Source organism: Lepagella muris (genome assembly GCF_004793975.1).
GTDB lineage: Bacteria > Bacteroidota > Bacteroidia > Bacteroidales > Muribaculaceae > Lepagella > Lepagella muris.
Genome location: NZ_SRYB01000035.1, coordinates 1 through 25,620, shown reverse-complemented (window position 1 = coordinate 25,620; position 25,620 = coordinate 1). Strand labels below are relative to the sequence as shown.

General features: G+C 43.7%; 20 protein-coding genes and 1 tRNA gene. 7 read left to right on the top strand and 14 right to left on the bottom strand.

Translation table 11 applies throughout. The annotated features are described in order from the left end of the window. Nucleotides 1-92 precede the first annotated feature (92 nt). From E5331_RS20810 to E5331_RS17200, 4 genes are all read right to left on the bottom strand, one after another. Nucleotides 93-227 (bottom strand): hypothetical protein, encoded by a 135-nt coding sequence (locus tag E5331_RS20810; protein WP_275441283.1) that lies wholly within the window; start codon nucleotides 225-227, stop codon nucleotides 93-95. A 551-nt stretch (nucleotides 228-778) separates the two neighbouring features. Then, nucleotides 779-3,400, bottom strand: coding sequence for an AAA family ATPase (locus E5331_RS17210; protein WP_123481251.1), 2,622 nt, complete (start codon nucleotides 3,398-3,400; stop codon nucleotides 779-781). After that, the gene (locus E5331_RS17205; protein ID WP_123481250.1) at nucleotides 3,397-4,473 is read right to left on the bottom strand and encodes a DUF1848 domain-containing protein; all 1,077 of its coding nucleotides are present in this window, start codon (nucleotides 4,471-4,473) and stop codon (nucleotides 3,397-3,399) included. Before E5331_RS17205 ends, E5331_RS17210 begins: the two co-directional genes overlap by 4 nt. 708 nt (nucleotides 4,474-5,181) lie before the next feature. Beyond that, nucleotides 5,182-5,460 carry a hypothetical protein gene (locus E5331_RS17200; protein ID WP_135985924.1) on the bottom strand — a complete coding sequence of 93 codons (279 nt, stop codon included), beginning with the start codon at nucleotides 5,458-5,460 and terminating at the stop codon, nucleotides 5,182-5,184. Nucleotides 5,461-5,771: 311 nt separating this feature from the next. Here E5331_RS17200 and E5331_RS17195 point away from each other — a divergent pair, with 311 nt between their 5' ends. Beyond that, entirely contained in the window at nucleotides 5,772-6,026 is a 255-nt protein-coding gene (locus tag E5331_RS17195) for a hypothetical protein (RefSeq protein ID WP_123481249.1), read from the top strand. 78 nt (nucleotides 6,027-6,104) lie between these two features. On the opposite strand, the gene E5331_RS17190 is transcribed toward E5331_RS17195, so the two are convergent. The 7 genes from E5331_RS17190 to E5331_RS17165 form a co-directional block, all read right to left on the bottom strand. Next, the gene (locus tag E5331_RS17190; protein ID WP_123481248.1) at nucleotides 6,105-7,199 is read right to left on the bottom strand and encodes a site-specific integrase; all 1,095 of its coding nucleotides are present in this window, start codon (nucleotides 7,197-7,199) and stop codon (nucleotides 6,105-6,107) included. Nucleotides 7,200-7,430: 231 nt separating this feature from the next. After that, nucleotides 7,431-7,503 (bottom strand) — tRNA-Thr (locus E5331_RS17185). A 164-nt stretch (nucleotides 7,504-7,667) separates the two neighbouring features. Next, nucleotides 7,668-7,823 (bottom strand): hypothetical protein, encoded by a 156-nt coding sequence (locus E5331_RS20475; protein ID WP_168355284.1) that lies wholly within the window; start codon nucleotides 7,821-7,823, stop codon nucleotides 7,668-7,670. 10 nt (nucleotides 7,824-7,833) lie between these two features. Beyond that, a complete protein-coding gene (locus E5331_RS17180) occupies nucleotides 7,834-8,925 on the bottom strand; it encodes a PDDEXK nuclease domain-containing protein (RefSeq protein ID WP_275441282.1) in 1,092 nt (363 codons plus the stop codon). Between the two features lie 63 nt (nucleotides 8,926-8,988). Then, nucleotides 8,989-9,204 (bottom strand): hypothetical protein, encoded by a 216-nt coding sequence (locus E5331_RS17175; protein WP_123481247.1) that lies wholly within the window; start codon nucleotides 9,202-9,204, stop codon nucleotides 8,989-8,991. A 17-nt stretch (nucleotides 9,205-9,221) separates the two neighbouring features. Further along, nucleotides 9,222-9,590, bottom strand: a complete 369-nt coding sequence (locus E5331_RS17170; RefSeq protein ID WP_168355283.1) for an HNH endonuclease — start codon at nucleotides 9,588-9,590, stop codon at nucleotides 9,222-9,224. A gap of 172 nt (nucleotides 9,591-9,762) precedes the next feature. Next, complete coding sequence (locus E5331_RS17165) at nucleotides 9,763-10,563, bottom strand: hypothetical protein (RefSeq protein WP_135985922.1); 801 nt, start codon at nucleotides 10,561-10,563, stop codon at nucleotides 9,763-9,765. A gap of 173 nt (nucleotides 10,564-10,736) precedes the next feature. Between E5331_RS17165 and E5331_RS17160 the strand changes: the two genes are divergently transcribed. Next, nucleotides 10,737-11,918, top strand: a complete 1,182-nt coding sequence (locus E5331_RS17160) for a DUF418 domain-containing protein (RefSeq protein ID WP_123481244.1) — start codon at nucleotides 10,737-10,739, stop codon at nucleotides 11,916-11,918. A gap of 142 nt (nucleotides 11,919-12,060) precedes the next feature. On the opposite strand, the gene E5331_RS17155 is transcribed toward E5331_RS17160, so the two are convergent. Further along, complete coding sequence (locus tag E5331_RS17155) at nucleotides 12,061-13,314, bottom strand: OmpA family protein (RefSeq protein ID WP_123481243.1); 1,254 nt, start codon at nucleotides 13,312-13,314, stop codon at nucleotides 12,061-12,063. A 343-nt stretch (nucleotides 13,315-13,657) separates the two neighbouring features. Here E5331_RS17155 and E5331_RS17150 point away from each other — a divergent pair, with 343 nt between their 5' ends. The 5 genes from E5331_RS17150 to E5331_RS17130 all read left to right on the top strand — a co-directional run bounded on the left by E5331_RS17150 (nucleotide 13,658) and on the right by E5331_RS17130 (nucleotide 20,582). Next, complete coding sequence (locus tag E5331_RS17150; RefSeq protein ID WP_123481242.1) at nucleotides 13,658-14,551, top strand: M23 family metallopeptidase; 894 nt, start codon at nucleotides 13,658-13,660, stop codon at nucleotides 14,549-14,551. Nucleotides 14,552-14,575: 24 nt separating this feature from the next. Next, nucleotides 14,576-15,748 (top strand): 1-deoxy-D-xylulose-5-phosphate reductoisomerase, encoded by a 1,173-nt coding sequence (locus E5331_RS17145; protein WP_275441281.1) that lies wholly within the window; start codon nucleotides 14,576-14,578, stop codon nucleotides 15,746-15,748. Nucleotides 15,749-15,813: 65 nt separating this feature from the next. After that, nucleotides 15,814-17,286: an RIP metalloprotease RseP gene (rseP, locus tag E5331_RS17140; protein ID WP_135985921.1), complete on the top strand. Its 1,473-nt coding sequence runs from the start codon at nucleotides 15,814-15,816 to the stop codon at nucleotides 17,284-17,286. 27 nt (nucleotides 17,287-17,313) lie between these two features. Further along, on the top strand, nucleotides 17,314-18,492 hold the full coding sequence (locus E5331_RS17135; RefSeq protein ID WP_123481239.1) for a class I SAM-dependent rRNA methyltransferase: 1,179 nt from the start codon (nucleotides 17,314-17,316) through the stop codon (nucleotides 18,490-18,492). A 62-nt stretch (nucleotides 18,493-18,554) separates the two neighbouring features. After that, nucleotides 18,555-20,582 carry a dipeptidyl-peptidase 3 family protein gene (locus E5331_RS17130; RefSeq protein ID WP_123481238.1) on the top strand — a complete coding sequence of 676 codons (2,028 nt, stop codon included), beginning with the start codon at nucleotides 18,555-18,557 and terminating at the stop codon, nucleotides 20,580-20,582. 112 nt (nucleotides 20,583-20,694) lie between these two features. On the opposite strand, the gene E5331_RS17125 is transcribed toward E5331_RS17130, so the two are convergent. Together E5331_RS17125 and carB are read right to left on the bottom strand one after the other, a co-directional pair. Further along, a complete protein-coding gene (locus E5331_RS17125; RefSeq protein WP_123481237.1) occupies nucleotides 20,695-21,945 on the bottom strand; it encodes a GH25 family lysozyme in 1,251 nt (416 codons plus the stop codon). 262 nt (nucleotides 21,946-22,207) lie between these two features. Continuing rightward, nucleotides 22,208-25,408, bottom strand: coding sequence for a carbamoyl-phosphate synthase (glutamine-hydrolyzing) large subunit (gene carB, locus E5331_RS17120; protein WP_135985918.1), 3,201 nt, complete (start codon nucleotides 25,406-25,408; stop codon nucleotides 22,208-22,210). Nucleotides 25,409-25,620 lie beyond the last annotated feature (212 nt).

Here is a 25,620-nt window from a genome sequence, read left to right as displayed (position 1 = left end):
TACGATTCCTCCGTTCGGTCAATACCATCCGGATGCACTTCCCGGATTTCTACGTCCGCTCTCGCAAACCCCTCCAGACCAGCCTCCTCATACTAACGCAGCCATTTCTTAAAAGCTGTGTCAGAAACGGAATTGGCTATACAGAAGTCCTTGATCTTCATGGTCGGATTGCTCTTGAACTTACGAATCAAGAACTCTTTCTCCAATGGATTTAAATGTTTTCCCATATAAGTAGCTTCTTTCCGGCAGAATTGATAAGGCGTTCAGTGCCGTAAGAGGATTGCCCCCGAATAGAGGGGCTAGCCCCTCTATTCGGGGGCAATCCTCAATTGTTGCAAAGTTACAACTTATTTGGCATCATGTGTTATCCTAATCTTTTTTCTGCCTTCAGTGTCTACTTTTCGTGTAGCAACAACTTATTTGACTCATAAGATATATCAACTCTGTGCAGATACCAAATACGGATCAGAACTTGACAGTCTAAGCCTCGATCCGAAAACTTAATTTTCCAAACATCCTAGCTTCTCAACTACCAATATCAAACATGCAAAACAATTATATAAATTTAATTCTCAAAAAGAATACAATTCATTAACAAGTTTTTAACGAATTTGAAACACCTTTAGAGCTTTTGGTCAAATTTCATAATATTATCGTGCATATTCAAAATTACAAGACTTTATCAAGCATTATTGCTTCTGCTAGGAGAATAATGCTGTCAACTTCCATAATGGCAGTTAGTATAACTAAAATTGTCAGCTTTTCTTTTGTTGTATAGTTAATCATTTGAAATCCTTGTTTTGAAAAAGTTATGATACGATTCATTTCCTAAATTGAAAATGAATAAATTTTCTCGCGCACGTGTTATTCCAGTATACAATAAGGCATTGATATTACTATGAGACTGAAGAACATAACCATCCTCATCTATGTTTTTTATGTCCTCAACTTCTTTTTGAATCAATAAAACAACTGTCTTTGATTCCCAACCTTTAAAACTGGAGATTGTCGATAGTTTAATGGAATTTATATCAATAGTAAAATGAACCTTTGATACTCTACGAACTGCTTTCAGATCCATCATTGTCCTTTCATCACTTTGATTCCTTGCCTTAATTTGACGATAGTCTTCCATTGATTCAAACGTTGTCATAGTAGCAATACCATATCGTGTACGAAGGAAGTAATCGATATCCCTCAAAAGGTTGATAGATTGTCCTAAAACTACAATTTCTTTCATAGAAATTTCGAATTTCTTAGACAGCCATATAAGGTATTGGGCTAGTAAATCGGCTTTTGTATTTGAAGCGATAGGCCAATATCCCAATTTATAGTCAAACAGGTTAAGTGTATCTTGCATTTTTATAGGTTCAGAAGACACACAATATTCTCTTGCAAAATCAGATGCAATTCTAGTAATATCTGGGTTTAGAGTTCGCATTGTTATACGATCACTCATTACTCTCCATCTGCTTTCCCCGAAACCATTTACTCTAGGCATCCTACTATCCGATTCCATCTCTCGATTATAGATATTTTGCTCTCCATCTCCAAATAGGATAAATCGTCCGTCGTGTTTTAAAAAATATTTACGCAGACAGTCAAGCCATTGGGTCATATAATCTTGTGTTTCATCAACAATTATGGTTGAATATTGATCATCGTTATTTATAATTTCAGTTTTAAAATCTTCAAAGAAATTAGGGTTGTCATAATCCGTTAATGAAACACGTAATGTAGAATATTTTTTAGCTTTTGAATTAAAAAATTGGTGATAATTGATAATTTCAAAAGCATTAGTGGAGAAATCAGCAGGAACCTGATTTATCCTCATTTTAATATATTCTATCAATGAAATATTATAAGTAACAATAAGTACCTTATCTCCTGTTCTAATATGCTCTCTCACGGCCTTATGTGCCAAAACTTGTGTTTTACCACATCCGGCCACGCCTTTTACCCTCAACCTTGTTAAATCACTTTCTACAAAACTTTGTTGCCGATCTGTCAATATAAGACTTTTGTCACCTTGTGAATAACGGTGCCAATCTCCTGACATTAGGCTGCATAATTCTTGATAATAATCAAAACGAAAACTACGTGTTGAAATATTAGATAACTTTTCTTCCACATCTTCGTCACAAAGTTTTATCAGAAACATTGTAGGATCTTGGGGAAGGGATTGTTTCATATTTGTACTATTCTCGGTTCTGTTATCCCCTTTAAATTTTCGACATAACGAACCATAATAATCGCAGCATAATGTATCTATTTCTGCAGATGTTAACCCCGGAAAATATAAACCGGTTTTAATACAATTATATGCGGAATGGTTAATAATTGTGTCAATTTTTAACCGTTTAATATATATATCAATGAAAGCCTGTTTAATAGCTTCCACTCGGTTTAAATCCCTTTCAAAAGATTCCGTGTCAGCACATACATTCAATATCAGTACCCCCTTACTGATATTGACAAGAATAAAGTCTGGTCGCTCAACTCCAATCGACGGTTTAAGAAATATTTTGAAATCTACAGACAATCTGTTAATTGCTTTATAGACATGCAGCAATGAATCTGGAATCACACCACGCAAGCACTCCTCTCCCACAACATATTCATCGATCCATTTCTGCTCAGATTGTTCCATATATGAGCTATTTATTTGTTGCTTATTGGTTGATTTGAAGCATTTAGCTTCAATACCAAATGGTTTTCTTGTTCGGGATGTGTAGCCACAAGGCATTTGGGCTAGATTTGTGAAGCATTCAGGTTCATTAAGATAATTATAGAAATCATGAATACGGGAAATACGCTTCCCAAATAAAGGACCTACGCAAATGAATATACTTTCCGGACACACTGATATACATGTTTGTGACAGCCATTTAAGACCGACTTCTCGAATATCTAAAATATTTGAACATATATGAATCGCCTTACGTGTCGAACAATCAATGTCATTCCAAAATGAAGAATCATTAGATGGTATAAATCTATTGAAAACACGTATTTCCGTACGAACATTGACTGATTGACTTACCCATGATTTTGCACGATTAATGGCATAATTCGATGGCTCGATAAGATTAATACGTTTTACACGATACAACAATTCTCGCTCCGCCAAGAATTGAAGCAAAGTCAATGTGCCAAGTCCTTGACCACACCCCCAATCAAAGATTTCAAAATCTTGTGACTCCAAATCGTCAAATGGGATATTATTCATGGCTAAACGACATTTCATTATGTGCATCTCTCCATAGGAAGCAATATATGCGTTTAGTTTATCATCTGAGTCAAGAATAGCCTTTCCATGATCAAGATATGACCATGGATTGTTTTTCCATGATGGTGGAAGCGCATTATAACACTGCTCTACAAGTCTATCTATATTCATCCTGTTATTTTTTCTCCAATGGGATTTTGTTTGTGGCTTTTCCAATTGACCATGGCAGACTCTTTGCTGGTGTTGGCGTAACAATACTCACACTGATGAGGGCATGTATTGTACTGACCTATATCCTTACTAATCATGCAACCACAGAATTGCCGTTGCCCTTTATCGCGATTATTAGTTTTCTTAATGGCATAATGACTGTCGTCAAGAATAATTGCTCCTGAAGGAACACTCTGGTCCTCATCAAACAGACTCGCTTGAAATACTATTGGCCTAATTTCTACGCCCAGGAAATCCATCAGTGTTTTATTACGCCATCCAAAACGGATCATCAAGTTGTCATCTACACAATGATTATGCTCCACTCCAAGTTGTTCCAAGTCAATCTTCTCCCCACATGTAGCTAACGTATAGCCCCAACGCTGATTGAGTTTCCACAGTTGGCGTACAAATGAAAGGATCTGTTCTTCAGTCCACTCAGAATAGTTTATATGATTGGCTTCAAGATTGTTTTTAACTTTTTTATACGCAAGAATGTCGGCGAAACTAAACACCAATTTTTCAGTATAACCTTTTAGTTGTTCTCCGATTTTAGAAACTTTTTCTAAAAGTCGATTCTCATCTATTTTATCTGTGAGAATCAACGGATCAAAACGCCAGATTACTCTGCCAATTCCGCCAAAGTCAACTAATCGTTTGAATGTATCAATGCGCTCTTGGAGCGGTGGTACACCTGGTTCCAATCGCTCATCAACGTAATCGTTGAGCGTGAATTGGATATAATACTCTATACCTAGTTCTTGTAGATATGGCAGATGAGGTAAGAGTGGTTTGGGATTCTTCGACCAAAAGACTATAAAAGCTACATTGCTGTATGATATATAACTATCTACTCCGTTGAATGGATTTCGCCAAACAGAATATCCCATCTTTAGCCTATGGAAAAACCAATCAGCATAAAAAGCTGGAATATCCGTACTTCTGCTTGCTGATACTATACATGGAGCAGGAGCAGTCACAATGCGACCGTCCTCTAGCTTAAGATTACTATCTTTTTCCCATTTTTTTGCCATATTTTGTTGTTTTTATGTTGCAGTGATACATATCCTCGCTTAACCGTTCCTTCAAATAACCACACACAGTCTTTTACAAATCCTCAATATAGAATTTGAGGGAGAAGTTAGTGAAACACTTATCAAGTGCTTCATATCTGAATCTTGTGTTCTTATTCATTGCCATGAAATAATGAATAGATTCCTTTATTGAGTTTCTTAAGCGGTAGATTCGTTAATGAAATCCTTTAAGGTTTAATTTATTTTATTCTGTTATTGTTCTCATCTCTTTAAAAAGAGAATTTGATGCAAAATTACTGAATATTTTTTTATTACCATAATCATTGGTTAAAATTCATTACCCTTACATCTGTCAAGAGTTGCATCTACTTTTGCATCAAACGAATCACGTTCTGGCGAACCAACCTTACCCATAAGTTCATCAGTTATTTCATCCAAACTGAAGTTACTTGGCGGTTCTTCTGTCCATAGTAACTTTGCACAGAAAAACGTTGCCCGAAGAAATCAATCTTCAGAATGGGATTATAGTATTTTTATCATCAAATAATTTAGTAAACCAATAATCTTGTAATATAGTAATAGAATCATCAAGCAATTTCAAAGACATAAGAATTCTTTTATATCTGAAGTGTTTAGGTGGCTCAAAGGAAAGACAGCCAACATCCTTGAATGCAGTTCCGCCTTTAGGTTCTGTCCGTGGCTTCACATTCAGTGGTCTGAGCGATTTGTGAAGTTGCTTGCAACGAACAATTCGCAGACCATCGAACGTGAAGAGCCACGCGACAGAAGGTATGACGTAAATCTCGGCACGAGTTTAACGTCATACCCGGACAAATTCAAATGATGCCGCCTGTCTTCCGTAAAACCACCTCCGGAGTATTCCAGACAACAATCGGTACGGCTGAATTGTGAATTAGGCGGTTTGGAGGAAGGATAGGTGGTGTCCTTGAATGCAGTTCCGCCTTCAGGTTCTGTCCGTGGCTTCACATTCAGTGGTCTAAGCGATTTGTGAAGTTGCTTGCAACGAACAATTCGCAGACCACCGAACGTGAAGAGCCACGCGACAGAAGGTATGACGTAAATCTCGGTACGAGTTTAACGTCATACCCGGACAAATTCAAATGATGTCGCCTATCTTCCGTAAAACCGGCTTCGGAGTTTTCCAAGCAACATGGTCAGATTACTTTAATTTTTGAAGACAACTACTTGTTAATGATTAAATTATATTATTAAATGTTTGTATATGTGAAAATTATTTACTATCTTTGTATAAGTAAAACAGTTAAACTCATTTGATTATGGAGACACAGACAATCGTATTGATACTTATAGGAGTGGTGATACTTTCAATCATCGTTAAGATATGCAGAAACATAATACTTACCCTGATGCCGTTAATTGCATTAATTGTATCATTGGTAAAAGCCATATTGGATTTCGCATGGAAAGTGATAAGAGGAGTTTCTATATGGATCTATAAGGCAATCCAATATATTTACATAAAGTGCCAGCATCATGTTGAAAACAATAGGGAAACAGAAGTTATAGGATGACCAATAATTTTCTCCGGATACCCACCCGACAAGAGTCGGATGGGCATATCCAGATTGATTTGTTCCCTACAGTTAGATTTAACTACCTTTTAATTTGTCAAATCCTGCGGCAACTTCAGTTTGAAGTACTTTTGCATATATCATAGTTGTCGTAATATCCGTATGTGCCAACATTTTTGACACAACAGCAAGTGGGACTCCCATTTTTAATGCCCAAGTTGCAAAACTGTGTCTTCCTACGTGCATGGTCAGTTTTGTCTTAATTCCGGCTATTGTCTGAATCGCTTTCAGATATATATTGCATTTCTGATTTGACATCCTATCGAGGTCAAAGTCATATTTACTCAATATTTCCATTGCTTTAGGTAATATTTTCAACTTATATCTGACAGAGGTCTTAAGTCGTGAGCCATCTATTACCATTTCTCCATCTTCTTCAACAAGACAATCCTTGACACGAATAAGGTCACAGTATGCCAGTCCGGTATAACATGAAAAAATAAACATATCTCTGACAATTTCCATACTGCCGGATAGTTGAAGGTTCTCAACTCGGGTACGTTCTTCAACGGTGATATATTTTATTTCATCACTTTTGCCTCTTGGAACTTTGACAAATCTATATGGACTTTCCTTAAGCAATCCCAGATGCATAGCGCGAGAAATATAAACCTTTAGTCGTTTGTGGTAGCCATGCACAGCTGACTGTTTGTTCAGCTTCCGTTTTAGCCATTGATCCCAAAGAGTGACATTCCGCTCTGTCAGATCCATAAAACGTTTTATATAGCCGGATTCCCTTAGATATTCAACAGTACGTCTGTGTGCTCGAAGAGTACTTGGGACAATATCAGTCCTCTCTTCTATCTGTTGTTCCATCCAATCACAAAAAGATTTATGAAACATTAAGGATACATTGGAATCTAAGGATTGATATTCCTTCAGAGCCTTCTCATATAGATTATGGATTTTAATATTATAATCCTGGGCATCTATATGATTTACTACAAAACCATCCTTCCATTGATCTAAATATACCCGAACATCTGTTGCAATCCATTTCCGTTTTCGTCCTTGGGAAATTTGGATTTCTACGGATCCTCGTGAAGGATTTTTTACAATTCGCTCAGTTGCATTTTTTCTACGATTAAAAACAATTGTTACTTTAGTATCCATACGGTCTTTATTTATTTATTTAAAAATTGTGTGATACAATTTGGCTTTGAATTGGGTAAAAATTGTATCACAATTGTATCCCCAAGACCTATATTTAATGGAAAGTAATGGAAAGTAATGATACGAAAATGGGTAAGTTCAAGTCCCTATCGGAATTTATAACTATTTGAATTACAATATAATCTATTGAATATCAGCAATAAAAAAGCAGAGATTGTATCTCTGCTCCGGAGCCGCGAATGGGACTCGAACCCATGACCTTTTCGTTACGAATGAAATGCTCTACCAACTGAGCTATTGCGGCTTGATTGTATCGTGAGTAGGGGAATGTTCCCTTTTCACGATGCAAAGTTAGCAATTTATTCTGATTTACCCAATTTTTTTAATCTTTATTTTGTGTGTTAATTAATATTTCTACGTTTTTTATTTTGTTATCCACTTTTATTCGAAGGAACGGTCGCAATCCATTCACAATTCCATTGACTTAAGCATAGCATCCACACTTGATGTATCAATAGGCCCTTTTGTATTGCCACGTTTGGCATCTTCGTATGATTGTTGAGTCAATTCATTAGGTTCATCGACAGCATCAATCAATCCAAGCAATTCCTTTTTAATCGTCATACCTTCTAATTTATCTATAAGTGTTTATGATGTCTCGCATCTCCTGTTCTGACGGAAGCATCTTGGAAATCTTCTCCATATCATTACGCAGTTGGTATTCGGCTACACCGAGAGGCTGATTCATACCACGGAATGACCATTCCACCACAGTATCATCTTTTGACTTGCAGATCAACAATCCAATAGTCGGATTGTCATCATCTTGCTTCATCAGTTCATCAACGGCTGAAACATAAAAATTCAATTTGCCGGCAAACTCTGGAATGTATTCAACAACCTTGATTTCCAAAACTATATAAGCCTTTAATCTTGTATGGTAAAAGATCATATCGGGAATGAAAGTCTGACCTCCGGGCATATTAAGCTCCATTTGTCTACCCACATAAGCGAACCCTTGTCCAAGTTCAAGAAGAAAACGGGTGATGTTTATAGCCAAAGCATCCTCCAAATCCTTTTCATGAATGATTTTATCAGATATAAAACTTAGATTATATGGACTTTTCAATATCTCTTTAGCAAGCCCACCGTATGGCGCAGGCAGTTTATCATCAAAATTAGTAACCAGTGCTCCACGCTTTTCATACAATCCATCCTCCATTTCAGCTATAAGTTCAGCCCGACTCCAACCATTCCTAACAGTTTCATCGATATAGAACAATGCCTCTTTTACAGATTTACTCTTCGTGAATATCTGAACATGATGTTTCCAAGGGACTTCACCAAATTCCAATGGTATCTCAAATTCTTCACCAAGTTGGTGAAGAATTTCATATTGCTGATTATAAAACTTATACCACCTGAATGCATAGCGAATATTTGCCGAAGAAAAACCGGTCTGCCCCGGAAATTCAGTTTTCAAATCAAGGCTGAGACTATCAAAGAAGGCTGACCCATATTTAGCATCTGCACGAAGGCGGGATATCTCACGTCCCATATCCCAATAAAACTCCAACAGTGTAGAGTTGACCTTAACGGCAGCCTTCACTTGCGAACGGCGAAAACGTTCCTTAAGCCCCTTCAGCAAGTTGACATATTCCTCACCAACCACCAACGGACTACGCTTCACAAACCTCGGCTTATTATCCTGTCCTTCCTTCATCATATTCTAAATTTTAAATTTTATACGGGCATTTCAAATTCTTCAACGGGTCGTTGAAGAATTTCGTCACCAACTTGGTGACGAATTATATTTACCTGAAAATAAAGCTGCAACCAAGTAAGATTTTGCACACGCGTCTGCAAAATCTCCCATTCGGTGTTTCGCTTGTTTCATCCGTTTCGCTTGTTTCATCCGTTTCACTTGTTTCAGTGAAACACCCGAAACAGATGAAACGCAACGCTTCACAAACCTCGGCTTATTATCTTCTCCTTCCTTCATCATATTCTAAATTCTAGATTTTATACCTTCCGAAAAAGTAGGGTTTTCGGAGTCATGAGATTTATATACTTCTCCTTCGTGATCAGTCCGGCGGAGATGAGGAAACGGAGCCGACGGAGATAATCCTGTAATGTTGCCGATGACTGTGACAGCATATAGTCCATCGCTGTCAGATCCCCTTTCGACCGGTTGCACTGCCGGCATGAGCATGTAAGATTATTCCATTCCGAAGACCCTCCGAGTGCCTGCGGTATGATATGCTCTATATCAGATTCATTACCATTGATAAAGTCATCCACCAATATACTTTTCCCACAATATATGCACATCCCTTGAGTCTCCTCCCATAACTTGTATTTCTTTCGACAGAAACCGCTTCTACGTATCATTTCCGTCCATGGAGAGGATTCGCAAACAGTATCCTCCTCTTGGATGCAAACCACCTCACTATCCTTTGCAGACGAAATCTTGCATTCCCGAAAAAAGGAACGGTATTGTTGATCAAATTGAAAGAAACCCATTTATCAGATCCGTTTCTTTTGAAGTTTTAGACAACATATATCACCACATGCCGAGGACATCTGTGGTCCATTCATAATGGTTGGAATCAAAAAATACTCTCTTCAAATTACTCGCGATAGCAATTACCTTAATTACCCCCGCCTCATCCTCATTCATATTCTCTACCATGACCTCATCCCCTATCTTGAAATGCTTTGACGTAGGTTTTGTCTTTCCTATAAATTTTGTAAGCATTATAATCTCACCTTTATCGACAATAGGATGCACACCCTCAGCCTTCATCAAACTCTCCTTCCGATTCAACTCCTGTATTACAGAATCCTCTTCCGACAAACTTTCCTCTTCCGATGCAGTCTCCTTGTCCTGCGTATTCTCTACCTCCCGACATTTATCATCCTTACGTCCGGCGTCATTATATGCTTCCATAAAGGCATCCGTAGCCCTCATTATATCCGTCATACAATCCTTATATGATTTATCCGAATCAAAAAGTCTTCCGGAAGATATATAAGCATTCAATATATTGTTTGCCACATAAAACCTACGGTTATCCTTCACATCGCCATCCACGATTTTCATCATATCCGTCGCTCCCTCATTCACATTTGATTCCTTACTTTCATTTGACTCACGATTCAACAGAATCGAATATATATCCCCATATTGATTCTTAAAACGCTTTATAGCATTCACCACTTTTGCCGAGACATTCATCCATTTAGAATAATCCTCTTCCATAACATCTCTAAATGTGGCACATCCACACATTCTAAGCCTATTCTTCAGCCTGTCCGGCATCTCAAGACCATCAATAGGGGTAGACAATTCCATTTCTGCCATATCAAACATCAATATTAGAAATTTTTCATTAAAATTAAGAATAATCTCTGAATTTACAAAATAAATTCAAGACAGCCAATCTCCCTGTCTGCGAATACCGGAATATCCGAAATTATTATTAATTTTGCGGAAATACTCATAAGTCGTGAACAAATATTAAATAAACCTATATCATGAACCCAAAAATCAAACGACACGAACGTGTGGATGTAGCCGACGTGCTGCGCGGATTCGCCGTGCTGGCAATAATATTGCTACACTCCATCGAGCATTTCAACTTCTATTCTTTCCCCGACACCACTTATCAGAGTGCGTGGCTGAATTTTCTCGACAAGGTTATATGGGACGGTCTTTTCTTCATGTTCGGAGGTAAGGCCTACGCAATCTTCGCTCTCCTTTTCGGTTTCAGCTTCTTCATTCAGCATGACAATCAACGTATGCGCGGAAACGATTTCCGGCTACGTTTCTGCTGGCGACTCGTGCTGCTATTCCTTATCGGACAACTTAACGCCGCTTTCTTTACCGGAGAAATTCTCGTGATGTACTCGCTGATAGGCTTCATTCTTGTCCTCACCTGCAAACTGTCGACAAGGACCATCGTGATCATCGCCTCCATATTCCTCATCCAGCCATACGCCATCTACCAGCTTATACGTTCTGTCGCAGACCCCGCTTTCCAACCTGTCACCATCAATACTGGTGCTTTCTGGGCGGCTACCTTTGAGATGCAGAGCAACGGGAATTTCATCGACACTGTAAGCGTAAACCTTTGGGAAGGACAACTCGCATCGCTCGCTTGGGCTTGGGATCATGGCAGAATCTTCCAGACTGCCGCCCTGTTCATGTTTGGTATGCTGATAGGCAGGGAGGAATGGTTCCTGCGCAAGAATCTTCATAAATGGGGAATCGTGCTTGCCGTAGCCCTGATATCATTCTTCCCGCTTTATGGACTCAACAATATGGTTGGCAATTTCATTGACGATGCCAGAATCCTCTCTCAACTGAAGCTCATCGTGTCGTCGCTGTCAAACGTAGCCTTCATGCTTATTCTCCTATGCGGAGTGATGTTCGGATATTACTCTACAAAGACCATCAGCCGTCTCCTTTCAAAACTTATACCTTACGGACGCATGAGCATGACAAACTACGTGACACAAGGAATCGTAGGCGCCACACTCTTCTATAACTGGGGACTACATCTTCAGCTCGGCATCACTGCAAGTGAGCTTGTAGGTATCGGAATATTTATCGTGCAATACGCATTCTGCCGTGTATGGGTGAATCATCATAGCCATGGACCTCTCGAATATCTATGGAAGAAAGCCACATGGATTGAATTCCCCTGGGCAAAGTGATAATCCTTAGAAAAGACAGATATCCAAGATACAATTCTGTGACCACTGATAAAACGAATAAAACGGGGAGCCGCAATTGCTGCTCCCCGTTTTATTCGTTTTTATAATTCTAAAGATTTATTCTGTAGTGTGTCGCATCAGATTATTCCTGTGAGAAGATTACGATACGGTTCCAGTCATTGGTGTTGTAAGGCTGAACATTTGATCCATCATACTTCACGATCAGACGGCTGGGTGCGATACCATATTTCTTGATAAGCTGGTCAGCCACAGCGTCGGCACGCTTCTTTGAAAGAGCCATGTTGTAGTCGCTTGTACCGGTGTCCTTATCAGCATAACCTACGATGACAACCTTCTGGTCGGGATTAGCCTTGAGCCACTGTGCCATGTTGTAGACGTTGACCTCCTCGGTAGGCATAATCTTGTCGGAATCGATGTTGAAGCGTACAGTAGTCATGAGAGGTGCGCTTTCGATAACCTGCTCTACCACCTCTGCCTCAGGACAAGGAAGCTGGCTTTCAAGAGCCGAGATAGTCTGTGCTGCGGCAAGGTTCTCCGCACGGAGGGTATTCACCTGGTTGTTGAGATCTGCAAGCTGCGTCATAGATGCGCAATCATTGTAGCTGCTCCATGTGCGACCGCCGATATTGAAGTTGAAACCACCGACTGCTGCCACATTTGCCTCGATAGGACGTCCGTAGCTGCAACCATTCCAGTTGTCGCCGTAGAACGATGCACGAGCCTCAGCAAAGAAGTCAACGTATTTGCAAAGACGGAAACGGAGTTGAAAACCTGCTGTCACAGGAAGTGTCCAGCTTGTGTTGCGGATCTTGCCACTGTTGCCGCGAACGATATTTGAAGCGACCTCATCCTTCAGACCCCATGTGTAGTCGCCGCCAAGACCGATAAACGGAATCACACTTACAACACGATCGGGATTTACACCTGCGAGACTGTTGCACATATCCCACATGAACTCAAGATTCAGGTTGACATGCTTTGCACCTGCTCTGCCTGAGGCTGCACGTTTGTCACCATCGGGGTTATTCCAGTGGAGTGATCCGGCAAGACCATTGAGACGAAGACCCATATAAGGAGAGAACCAATGTCCTACGCCCACATTATATGTAGTGGTCATGTATTTTCTGTTCACAATCGGACCGGATGCCTTTGCTCCATTGACGCCCCTCTCCATGAACGGCTGATTGATTCCGGCTCCCAACTGGATAAACCAATTGTCGCGCCAACTCTGGAAATATCTGTTGGTATTGTCACACGAATATTCTGTCACTGATACCACGTCTTCTACAACCGCATCCTGTGCGTTTGCTTTCGGAGCCATCACGAAACTCCCGGCACAAAGTGCCATCAAATAGTAAAGATTCTTAGCTTTCATAATTAAACTTTATTAGAGTTTTTAAATAGTTTGATGTTTACTTAAATAACATTTACTGTTTTTTTTGGTTCATTAATTTCAATATATTTATACCCCTCTCCCCTATAGCTCGCTTCAGTATAAAATCATATCTTACTATAAATCAACCGCATTTATATCTAATAATTTTATTCTAATTTTTTCAATCGCCTCAATCGTCCCATAAATCCGACAACATACGCCCCATCGAGGCATTCTCTATCCGTTAAGATTTATTATACGCTATATCTAAATTTTGAAGTCTCCATCTTTTTGATTAATTTCGCAGTTGATTCGTGCATTCCACGAGACATTTAAGTCATTTATGAAAGTCAGGAAAAGATATACCTTCACTCTGGAAGATGAATCCCGCCTTGAAAAGCTGTTGCAGATAAGTGCTTCCCGAGGGAAATATATAATATGCGGCGTGGCGGTCTTAATAATTTTCATGACTCTTGGCGCGCTGACGGTAGGACTGTCGCCGGCAAGAAGACTGCTTCCGGGCTATCTAAAGGATTCGGAAAGAGCCGCCACGCAGGAACACCACATGCGGCTCGATTCACTTCAGCAGGCATACGAAGCCAACAATGCCTATCTCTCCAACATAATCGCCGTCATGAACCCCACTACCAGACCCACCCGGACATTGCCGGACTCGGCAGTATCACAGATTGACACCCCGTTCTCTCCCGATTCCCTCTTCCCGACCTCCGTGGAGGAACGCAATTTCCTATCCATGATGCGCGAGCAGGAGAAGTACAACATATCCGTAATAGCTCCGTTGGCTGCCGAAAGCATGCTGTTTGCTCCGGTGAATGATGAAAGCATAATTTCAGAAAAATCCAAGAAGTCAAAAAAAGCGGAAGTGATTCTTGCAAAAGGCTCTCAAGTGGCGGCAATTGCCGACGGAAGGGTGATCGCCGTGTCGCAATCCGTCAGGGAGGGGGGCGGCGCAGCTGTAATCATACAGCACGCAAAAGGTTTTCTGAGCAGATGCAGCCGGCTTGGCACAATACTTGTCGAACCCGGCGACTTTGTATCCGGTGGACAGATAATCGCCATAACGACTTCCGGAAATTCACGCAACAACCAACGGATCAACATCGAGATGTGGCATAACGGCAACGAGCTGGTGCCTTACGACTATCTCGGCGATAAGAATACAAAATCCCCACGCTATCCTATAATTGACGAAGAGGTAGGACGCGGACGGCTTTAAACGATTTTAATATTACTTTATATTGTGGACAACAAAGTTAAAAATATCGCAATTCTGGGAAGCACCGGTAGTATCGGGACCCAGACGCTCGACATTATCGAGGAATATCCCGAAAGATTCCATGCTTCTGTCCTGACAGCCCGCAGGCAGTGGGAGCTGCTTGCACGACAGGCGCGTAAGTTCATGCCCAAGAGAGTGGTGATTGCCGACCATTCGCTCTATGCTCCGCTGAAAGAGGCTCTATCTGACCTCCCTATCGACGTGGCGGCAGGCGAAAAGGCGATTGCAGAGGCTGCCACCTTGAATCAGGTGGATATTGTGGTCACTGCAATGGTGGGATACAGCGGTCTGATTCCGACTATCGAAGCCATAAAGGCAGGTAAGACCATAGCTCTCGCAAATAAGGAGACCCTTGTGGTGGCTGGAGAGATTATCACTCGCATGATTAAGGAATCCCCATCCGAGATAATACCGGTTGACAGCGAACATTCTGCGATTTTCCAATGTCTCGTCGGCGAGAAGACCTCTCAGGCAAGAAAAATAATACTGACGGCAAGCGGCGGTCCATTCCGAAATATGTCGCGTGAGCAGCTGGAGAACGTCACCGTGGCTGACGCTCTGAAACACCCCAATTGGGACATGGGGGCAAAAGTGACAATAGATTCCGCCTCAATGATGAACAAAGGTTTTGAAATGATTGAGGCTCGATGGCTGTTCGGATGCCCGCCCGACAAGATTGAGGTGGTGGTGCATCCCCAGAGCATAGTGCATTCCATGGTGGAGTTTAACGACGGTTCCATCAAGGCACAGCTCGGAGTGCCCGACATGCATCTCCCGATACGCTATGCTCTCGGCTATCCGGAAAGGCTCTCCACCGATGCTCCAGGACTGACGCTCTCCCAATATAGCAATCTTACCTTCCAGGCTCCCGACTATGGTAAATTCCCACTCCTTGCCTACGCATTCGATGCCATAAAAGCAGGCGGCAACATGCCTTGCCTGATGAATGCCGCTAATGAGAAAGGCGTGGCGGCTTTCCTTGCCGGGAGAATAAGATTCACGGATATGCCACGTATTGTGAGCCACGTGATGGAGAACGCCCCCTTCATCTCCACTCCATCGCTTGACGACCTGATTAAATCCAATTCCGTAGCCCTCTCAATGGCTGATGAATGGCTGGCAGGTCACTCCTCATGACAATTCCGACACTTAATTCAATAACATAACAATATTAATTTATTCCGCGGCACAACCGCATTATGATGGATACATTTCTTATTAAAGCCACCCAGCTGATTATGGCTTTCGCCTTGCTGGTGATAATTCATGAGTTCGGTCATTTCCTCTTTGCCCGTATATTTGGAGTGAAGGTGGAGAAATTCTATATCTTTTTCGACCCTTGGACCGAACTGTTCAAGTGGAAACCGAAAAAATATATCGGAGGATTCGGCAAACAGAGGGATTTGAAGACGGCTGCCTCACAGGCTCCTGCCGACAGCAACGATTCCGGTAAAGATAACGATGGTAAAAAAGATGGTAAAGGCTCCTTCTGGGGCGATACGGAATACGGCATCGGATGGCTTCCCCTCGGAGGATATTGCAAGATAGCCGGTATGATCGACGAGTCAATGGATAAGGAGCAGATGAAACTACCGCCAAAGGAATGGGAGTTCCGCTCCAAACCGGCATGGCAACGCCTGCTGATAATGGTGGCGGGAGTGCTCTTCAATTTCCTCCTCGCAATTGTCATATACGCCGGGATCGTCTACGCATCCGGTGAGCGATACGTGGCATTCAAAGATGCCACCATGGGTATGGCTTATTCTGAAGCCGCTCATGAAATCGGATTTAAGGACGGTGATATCCCACTCCTTGCCGATGGCGAGGAACTCGATAATCCTGCCGATGCAAGGATGAAGATGATTCAGGCAAATGTCGTGACAGTGCTGCGCGACGGCAAGGATTCAGTCAATATTAAGATTCCGCAGAATTTCATATTCCAACTTGACAAGGAATCCAAAGATGAGAATACTCTCATCAACTTCATGACATACCGTATCCCCACGCTCATCACACAGGTAGCACCCGGCGAGGGTGCCGACAAAGCCGGAATAAAGACGGGCGACCGCATAATCGCAATCGACAGTATCCCTACCGAGTCTCTCGACGTGTTTCTGCCGACTCTTGCCGGACATGAGAACAGCACCGTGATGCTGACCGTGCTCCGACAGAACGATGTAGCCACCGACACACTCAAGATGCCCGTCAATCTTAACGATGCATCCAAAATGGGCGTGGGTCTTGAACTCGACCCCTCGAAATTCTTCAAGACAAACGAAATCCGCTACTCATTGCTCCAATCAGTGCCGAGAGGTATCGAGATGGGCACCGACAAACTGGTGTCGTATGCAAGTTCTATGAAACTGGTGTTCACCAAAGAGGGTGCAAAAAGTGTCGGCGGATTCGGGGCGATAGGCTCAATATTCCCTGAGAAATGGAACTGGATAGCTTTCTGGAATATCGCGGCATTCCTATCTGTGGCACTCGCATTCATGAACATTCTCCCTATCCCCGCGCTTGACGGCGGACACGTGCTATTCCTTCTCTACGAGGTAATCACCCGACGTAAGCCCTCCGAGAAATTCCTTGAATACGCACAGATGTTCGGAATGGGACTCCTTATCCTTCTTCTGCTCTATGCAAACGGAATGGATATAATCCGGCTTTTTAAATAATCATCACTCTCTCAGATAATACGAAAAATGGAAACCATCACACTCAAGCCTCGCAAAGAGGAATCCATACTTCGCCATCACCCCTGGGTGTTTTCGGGCGCAATCGCATCCATTCCGGACAGTGTCGAGGAGGGCAACCTCGTAAAAGTAGTGTCGGCTGACGGAAAGACTCTCGGATACGGACATTATCAGATAGGGAGCATTGCTGTAAGGCTCCTCACGTTCGGCGACAATCCTCTCGCGGACGATTTCTTCCGCACCCGTCTTGAGTCTGCCTGTCGGCTAAGGAAGACTCTCGGACTGATGCGTCAGGACAACAATTGTTTCCGTCTCGTGCATGGAGAGGGTGATTTCCTCCCCGGTCTCGTTATAGATGTCTACGGCGACACTGCCGTGGTGCAGGCACACTCTCCGGGTATGCACTTTGAACGCATGAAGATTGCGGAGGCATTGACCGAACTCCCTGACCTCCCGATAAGAAACGTGTACTACAAAAGCGAGACCACTCTCCCCTACAAGGCCCAGCTTGATCCGCAGAACGATTATCTCATCGGACGCTTCGACGGTAATATCGCTATTGAAAACGGTCTGAGATTCAACATCGACTGGCTGCGCGGACAGAAGACCGGATTCTTCGTTGACCAAAGGGAGAACCGTTCTCTTCTTGAGAAATATGCTCATGGCAGAAACGTGCTGAACATGTTCTGCTATACCGGCGGATTCTCTGTGTATGCCATGAGAGGGGGTGCCCTCAAGGTTGACTCGGTTGACTCCTCTGCAAAGGCAGCCGCCCTTACCGATGCGAATATCGAGCTTAATTTTCCCGGCGACCCTCGCCACAAAACCCATGCTCTCGATGCCTTCAAATATCTGGCGGAGATGGAGAAGGATGCCTACGACCTCATAATACTTGACCCACCCGCTTTTGCAAAACACAGATCTGCTCTGAAAAATGGACTGATCGGCTATCGCAAACTCAATGCAAAGGCGTTTGAGAAAATCAAACCCGGTGGCATACTCTTCACGTTCTCCTGCTCTCAGGTGGTGACACGTGAGATGTTCCGTCTGGCGGTATTCACTGCTGCCGCACAGTCGGGACGGAAGGTGCGTATTCTCCATCAGCTGACGCAACCCGCCGATCATCCCGTAGACATATCTCATCCGGAGGGTGAATATCTGAAGGGACTCGTGCTTTACGTAGAATAATCCTGTGTGGTGGAATGGCGGTTCTGAAGCCATTCCACCATCACATTAATAAATTCAATAAAATGACAAAACAACTTTCATCTTTAATCCTCGCTTCCATGCTTTCTTTCCAGGCAAGTGCTGTGGTTGATAAGAATTTCGACTACCATGTCGACCGATTTGCCGACATAGAGGTGCTTCGTTATGAGGTGCCTGAATTTGACCGACTCTCTCTTAACCAGAAAAAGATGGTCTACTATCTGTCGCAGGCTGCACAATACGGACGTGACATAATCTGGGACCAGAACGGAAGATACAACCTTCAGATCCGCAAACTTCTTGAAAACATCTACACCAATTATAAAGGCGACAGAAATTCCAAGGAGTTCAAGGCTTTTGAGAAATATCTGAAGCAGATATGGTTTGGCAACGGCATACACCACCACTACTCCACCGATAAGTTCACACCCGATTTCTCTCAGGCATTCTTCACCGAGCAGGTGAACGCTCTCCCCGACTCTCTCCTTCCGCTGAATCCGGGCGAGACTCGCGCACAGCTTCTCTCCACACTCACCCCGGTAATTTTCGACCCTACTGTTATGCCGAAGCGCGTAAATCAGGATGGTTCCGGCGACGTAGTGGCTAATTCCGCCAACAACCTTTATGGCGATGGCGTCACTCAGGCGGAAGTGGAGGCATACTATGCCTCTATCAAGAAGCCTAATGACAATCAGCCCATCTCTTACGGTCTGAATGCACGTGTGGTGAAGGAGGATGGAAAAATCAAGGAGCAGCACTACCATCTGAACGGACTCTACGGTCCGGCAATTGCCAAGATAATCTATTGGCTTGACATGGCTAAGAGCGTAGCTGAAAGTCCCGAACAGAAAGCCTATATCACAAAACTTATCGATTACTACATCACAGGCGATCTCCGTCTGTTTGATGAATATTCAATCCTATGGGCAGAGGACACCGCTTGCGATGTCGATTTCGTCAACGGTTTCATCGAGAGCTACGGCGACCCTCTCGGCATGACCGGATCTTGGGAAGCATACGTCAACTTCAAGAACAAGGAGGCTTCATCCCGCACAGAGACTATCTCCGGAAATGCACAATGGTTTGAAGACCACGCCCCGATCGACCCGAAATTCCGCAAGCCGTCGGTGAAAGGTGTGTCGGCAAAGGTGATCAACGCTGCCATGTTGGGGGGTGACGCATTCCCCTCAACAGCAATAGGCATCAACCTTCCGAATGCCGACTGGATTCGCGCTGAGCATGGCTCGAAATCCGTGACTATCGAGAATATCACCGAGGCATACGACATGGCTTCTCATGGCAACGGATTTAATGAGGAGTTCGTGATAGACGCGCCTACAAGAAAACTTCTTGAGGATTATCTCTACATCACCGACATGCTCCACACTGACCTTCACGAGTGTCTCGGTCACGCTTCCGGTCAGTTGCTCCCCAGTGTTGACTCTGAAGCCCTAAAGGAGAACGGCTCCGCATTGGAGGAGGCTCGTGCCGACCTTTTCGCTCTCTACTATCTCGCCGATCCGAAACTCATTGAGCTTGGCATCCTCGACAATCCGGAGGCTTACAAGGCGGAATATTACAAATTCATGCTAAACGGACTTATGACCCAGCTCAACCGTATAGAACCGGGTAAGGACGTTGAGGAGGCACACATGCGCAACCGTCAGCTGATTGCCGCTTGGGTGCTTGAGAAAGGTAAAAAAGGGAAAGTTGTAGAACTCGTGAAGAAGAACGGCAAGACTTTCGTGAAGATCAACGACTATCGGAAACTTCGCGATCTGTTCGGTCAATTGCTTGGCGAGATTCAGGAGATAAAGAGCACAGGCAACTATCAGGCAGGTGCCGATCTGATCAACCGCTATGCCGTGAAAGTTGATCCCAAACTTCACAAGGAGGTGCTTGACCGTTTCTCAAAACTCAACATACCCCCCTATCGCGGATTCATCAACCCCATCTACGAGCCGGTGTATGACGAGAAGGGTGAGATCAAAGACGTAAAACTCAAATACGGCGAAGACTTCAAAGACCAAATGCTCCGTCTGAGCCAGGACTACACCACCCTCGGCTACTGATCACCCAATTGCATCGACTGCAATATATAAAACTAAGGATTATGCGTACCAGCCAACGGACCGCATAATCCTTAGTTTTTTATAGACTGTCTGGATTAATTTTTAACTTGATCTATAAAGCACGAGTTGGGATTGTCGATATCTTATTCTTATCCATATAGGATTCGAATTGCGAATAATCACCCATGAATATATCGAGGTCAACAGGAGTGGTGATCCCTCCGGCTCGTCCCTTCTCCGTATACTGCCATATCTCAAGATGTGGCACACGTGGATAATCCTCATGATAACGCGCTATGAAGAAATCATAATCATCAAAGCCTTTACCCTTCAGATAATTATTATAATACGAATCGTAGGTATAAAGTATCGGTTTCACTCCATAATGACGCTCTATGGCATCAAGCCATTTATGGGCATACTCACATGCCAGATCCTTATATCGCGCCATCTCTCGCTTATCAAGCTCCATGTCAAGCACCGGAGGAAGATCGCCCGGTTCAAGAGGCGTGTTCTCTATAAAATTCTTTATCTGTCCATCAATATCACTCAACCGCAGGAAATGATACGCACCCCTGACTATGCCACATCTCTTTGCCTCAGCAAAATTCCGTTTGAAGGTATCCGCCTGCCAATCCGCACCCTCCGTAGACTTGATTATGGCAAACAATACAGGTTGCAGATAGCGCGAACTATCCACAGAAGGCTTCACCACTCCGGCACTATCGGCATAAAGAGCAAGCCGTTCCCAATCAATCACATACTGATGATTCGACACATCGATGCCATATACCCTTTCACCCGTGGAATACGTCTGACCCTCAGCCGGAGGCAAATCCCCGTCAGTCCATACCCCGAAAGCCACATCTCCCTTCGCAGTAGTCAGTTTTCCGAGTCCCTCCTTCCGTCCGGCACTCCAGAAGCCATGATAACGTGTGCCATCCTTATAATGACACGCGCCATAGCCATCCGGCAGATAATCCTTCAATCCGCCGGTATACGTAAATTCCTTCGCCACCACCACTCCGGAATTAAGTTTCCCGTTATCATCCCAGACACCCTCAAAGAGCTCACCTTTTGACGTGACAAGCACACCCTCTCCGAATGGCTCACCCATCCTCCAATAGCCGGAGAATATCGACCCGTCACTAAATTCCCGGGTCACGTGGATATGTCCCGTCTGATACAAGGCGAAATACACAAACGCAGCCACAACTGCTCCCAATGCCACCAGCAGAAAGACAACGGCAAAAGGTCTACGTCCACGTGGCTGTACAAACGGACGGACAAATCCATTATCATCCGGTTGACCCATACCTACGTTCCCATCAATATCATTATTTTTTCTCCCGGTGTTTTCCATAATAAAATCAATTTCTTATACCACAATCATAACTCCCTGAATACAGACACCCAATCATCCCCTCCTCAGAAAAATTACACAAATTTATAATGTTTTCAATCCCTTATCTGTTGTATTATTTAATTTTTATTGAAGATGTTTATACTTATTTCAAGGATTTATCGGTAATCCCACAAAAAAAGTCCGGGACTCAACTGAATCCCGGACCGATTTATGAAATATCTTGCTTAGATCTATTGAAATTGTCTAAACTTCATTGCAATCAATACTCTTTCCACGGAGTGATCGAGAGGTCTTTCTCCTTCTTGTTGATGAAAGCCTTCACAAACGCACTTGCAAGACGCGCATTGGTCAGCAACGGTATGTTGTGGTCGATAGCCCAACGACGTATGCGGTAACCATTAGTAAGCTCACGCTTGGTATGGTTCTTCGGGATGTTGATGACAAGATCCACCTTATGATTTGAAATCAGGTCAAGCACATTCTCACCCTCTTCATCAGGCCAGCATACTGCCTGAGCCTCTACGCCATTCTGATTGAGGAAATTGGCAGTTCCAGCCGTAGCGTAGATCTTATAGCCATCCTCGCTGAGCAGACGGCATGCCTCAAGCATATCCACCTTGCCGCGTACATCGCCCGAACTTACGAGCACTGCACCCTTCGGGATGTGATGACCCACAGAAAGCATGGCATTGAGCAATGCCTCATCAAAATCCTTGCCAAGACATCCAACCTCACCGGTTGACGACATATCCACACCAAGCACAGGGTCTGCCTTATGCAGACGTGCGAATGAGAACTGCGATGCCTTCACGCCGATATAGTCAATATCGAATGTGGAGGTATCCACCTTCTCAACCTTCTCACCAAGCATGATGCGTGTGGCAGTCTCAATGAAATTCTTCTTAAGTACCTTGCTGACAAACGGGAAGCTGCGGGATGCACGCAAGTTGCACTCGATCACCTTCACATAATTGTCTTTTGCAAGGAACTGGATGTTGAACGGACCGGAGATGTTAAGTTCCTTAGCAATCTGCGCACTGATTCTCTTGATGCGGCGTGCCGTGGCAAGATAGATCTTCTGAGCCGGGAATACGAGAGTAGCGTCGCCTGAGTGAACGCCTGCAAACTCGATATGCTCCGATATGGCATATTCCACGATCTCGCCGTTGCGTGCCACTGCGTCAAACTCGATCTCCTTGGCATTCTGCATGAACGCTGATACCACTACCGGATATTCCTTCGACACTTTTGCTGCCTCATTGAGGAATCGGTGCATCTGCTCATAATCGTAGCAGACGTTCATTGCAGCACCCGAAAGCACGTAGCTCGGACGGATAAGAACCGGGAAACCAACCTCCTTCACGAATGAGTCGATCTCATCTCTTGTGGTAAGCTCCTTCCAACGCGGCTGGTCGATGCCGAGCTGGTCAAGCATTGCCGAGAATTTATGACGGTTCTCCGCACGGTCGATAGAGATCGGGGAAGTACCGAGGATAGGCACGTGGCGGCGATAAAGCTTCATTGCAAGGTTATTCGGAATCTGACCGCCAACGCTCACAATCACACCACGCGGGCTTTCAAGATCAAGGATATCCATTACCCTCTCGAAACTCAACTCATCGAAATAGAGACGGTCACACATATCATAGTCCGTGGAGACTGTCTCAGGGTTATAGTTGATCATGATCGCCTTGTAGCCATGCTTGCGGCAGGTCTCCGCTGCATTGACTGAACACCAGTCGAACTCTACAGAGCTACCGATGCGGTATGCACCCGAACCAAGCACCACGATGCTGTTTCCGGCATTCATGTCGTAAGGTATCGCATTCTCATCAGCTCCGTATGTGACGTAAAGATAGTTCGTAAGGTCAGGATACTCAGACGCTACCGTATTGATGCGACGCACGTGAGGAACAATGTCGAGCGACTTACGGTGAGCACGCACCTTAAGCACCTCCTGCTCCATGTTGCCTGTAGGCTCCTCTACGAAACGTGCTATCTGGAAGTCGGAGAAACCAAGACGTTTTGCCTCTTTAAGCACATCCTTCGGCAAGCTCTCAATCTTATCGTAGGATGAAAGCACCTTCTTATATTTGACGATATTGTCAAGACGCTCAAGGAACCATTTGTCGATCTTTGTCAACTCCTCGATACGTTCAATAGTATAACCCTCCTCAAGAGCCTGAGCGATGGCAAACACGCGGAGATCGGTAGGATGGGAAAGCACCTTATCAAGATCATCAAACTTAATATCGTTGTTGCCTACAAAGCCGTGCATACCCTGACCGATCATACGCAGACCCTTCTGGATAATCTCCTCAAAGCTCTTGCCAATCGACATGATTTCACCTACTGATTTCATCGAAGAACCGATCTCACGGTCAACGCCGACGAACTTCGAAAGATCCCAACGCGGAATCTTGACAATCATATAGTCAACCGACGGCGCAACGTAAGCAGAGTTGGCAGTGCCCATCTCTCCGATCTGGTCAAGAGTATATCCGAGTGCGAGTTTTGCAGCCACGAATGCGAGAGGATAACCGGAAGCCTTGGAAGCAAGTGCTGAAGAACGGCTCAGACGGGCATTGATCTCAATGATTCTGTAGTCATTGGTCTCAGCATTGAATGCATACTGGATGTTACATTCACCGACGATACCGATATGGCGCACCACCTTAGTGGCGATATCCTCAAGCATCTTTATCTGCTCTTTCGTAAGAGATACAATCGGAGCCACAACGATCGACTCACCCGTATGGATACCCAGCGGGTCAAAGTTCTCCATCGGCACAACCGTGAAGCAATGGTCGTTGGCATCGCGGATCACCTCAAACTCAATCTCCTTCCAGCCCTTTAGAGATTCCTCCACGAGAATCTGACGGGAATAAGCGAGTGCACTCTCACAATGACGACGGAACTCCTCATCATTAGTGCAGATACCGCTACCAAGACCGCCCAACGCATAACCGGAACGCACCATCACCGGGAAACCGATGCGATGAGCCACCTCTACTGCGTCCTCAATCGACTCAACAGCCTGCGAAACCGGAGTCTTGATATCGATCTCATTAAGTTTCTTTACGAATAGGTCACGGTCTTCAGTAATCATGATAGCCTCAACAGACGTACCCAACACTTTGACACCATATTTGTCAAGCGTACCATTCTGGTAAAGTTCCGTACCGCAATTAAGTGCAGTCTGACCACCGAACGCAAGCAAAATGCCATCCGGACGTTCCTTCTTGATCACCTCCTCTACAAAATAAGGAGTGACGGGCAGGAAATAGACCTGATCCGCAACTCCTTCAGATGTCTGAATTGTAGCGATGTTAGGATTAATAAGCACTGTAGAGATTCCCTCTTCACGAAGCGCCTTGAGCGCCTGGGAACCTGAATAGTCAAATTCACCCGCTTGTCCGATCTTAAGGGCACCGGAGCCGAGCAGCAAAACCTTCTTCATAACTTCTTATCGATGAAATGTTCAAAATTTTGCCCACAAAATTACAACAATTCTCCCGCATAAACAAGAAATCAAATAAACATTCTCATTTTTTTCAAAAAATATGGAGTCTTATCTTATTTTAAAGAGAATTTTTCATGTTTTTTAGGCAGCATTTAATGAAGTTGTCTAAACTATTTTGATTTGTGAATTTTTTTAAGGAAAATAACGAT

Coding starts and splice junctions, on each gene's coding strand:
- E5331_RS20810 (WP_275441283.1), bottom strand. CDS start 227: ATGGGAAAACATTTAAATCCATTGGAGAAAGAGTTCTTGATTCGTAAG.
- E5331_RS17210 (WP_123481251.1), bottom strand. CDS start 3,400: ATGAATATAGATAGACTTGTAGAGCAGTGTTATAATGCGCTTCCACCA.
- E5331_RS17205 (WP_123481250.1), bottom strand. CDS start 4,473: ATGGCAAAAAAATGGGAAAAAGATAGTAATCTTAAGCTAGAGGACGGT.
- E5331_RS17195 (WP_123481249.1), top strand. CDS start 5,772: ATGGAGACACAGACAATCGTATTGATACTTATAGGAGTGGTGATACTT.
- E5331_RS17190 (WP_123481248.1), bottom strand. CDS start 7,199: ATGGATACTAAAGTAACAATTGTTTTTAATCGTAGAAAAAATGCAACT.
- E5331_RS20475 (WP_168355284.1), bottom strand. CDS start 7,823: ATGACGATTAAAAAGGAATTGCTTGGATTGATTGATGCTGTCGATGAA.
- E5331_RS17180 (WP_275441282.1), bottom strand. CDS start 8,925: ATGATGAAGGAAGGACAGGATAATAAGCCGAGGTTTGTGAAGCGTAGT.
- E5331_RS17175 (WP_123481247.1), bottom strand. CDS start 9,204: ATGATGAAGGAAGGAGAAGATAATAAGCCGAGGTTTGTGAAGCGTTGC.
- E5331_RS17170 (WP_168355283.1), bottom strand. CDS start 9,590: ATGATACGTAGAAGCGGTTTCTGTCGAAAGAAATACAAGTTATGGGAG.
- E5331_RS17165 (WP_135985922.1), bottom strand. CDS start 10,563: ATGGCAGAAATGGAATTGTCTACCCCTATTGATGGTCTTGAGATGCCG.
- E5331_RS17160 (WP_123481244.1), top strand. CDS start 10,737: ATGAACCCAAAAATCAAACGACACGAACGTGTGGATGTAGCCGACGTG.
- E5331_RS17155 (WP_123481243.1), bottom strand. CDS start 13,314: ATGAAAGCTAAGAATCTTTACTATTTGATGGCACTTTGTGCCGGGAGT.
- E5331_RS17150 (WP_123481242.1), top strand. CDS start 13,658: ATGAAAGTCAGGAAAAGATATACCTTCACTCTGGAAGATGAATCCCGC.
- rseP (WP_135985921.1), top strand. CDS start 15,814: ATGGATACATTTCTTATTAAAGCCACCCAGCTGATTATGGCTTTCGCC.
- E5331_RS17135 (WP_123481239.1), top strand. CDS start 17,314: ATGGAAACCATCACACTCAAGCCTCGCAAAGAGGAATCCATACTTCGC.
- E5331_RS17130 (WP_123481238.1), top strand. CDS start 18,555: ATGACAAAACAACTTTCATCTTTAATCCTCGCTTCCATGCTTTCTTTC.
- E5331_RS17125 (WP_123481237.1), bottom strand. CDS start 21,945: ATGGAAAACACCGGGAGAAAAAATAATGATATTGATGGGAACGTAGGT.
- carB (WP_135985918.1), bottom strand. CDS start 25,408: ATGAAGAAGGTTTTGCTGCTCGGCTCCGGTGCCCTTAAGATCGGACAA.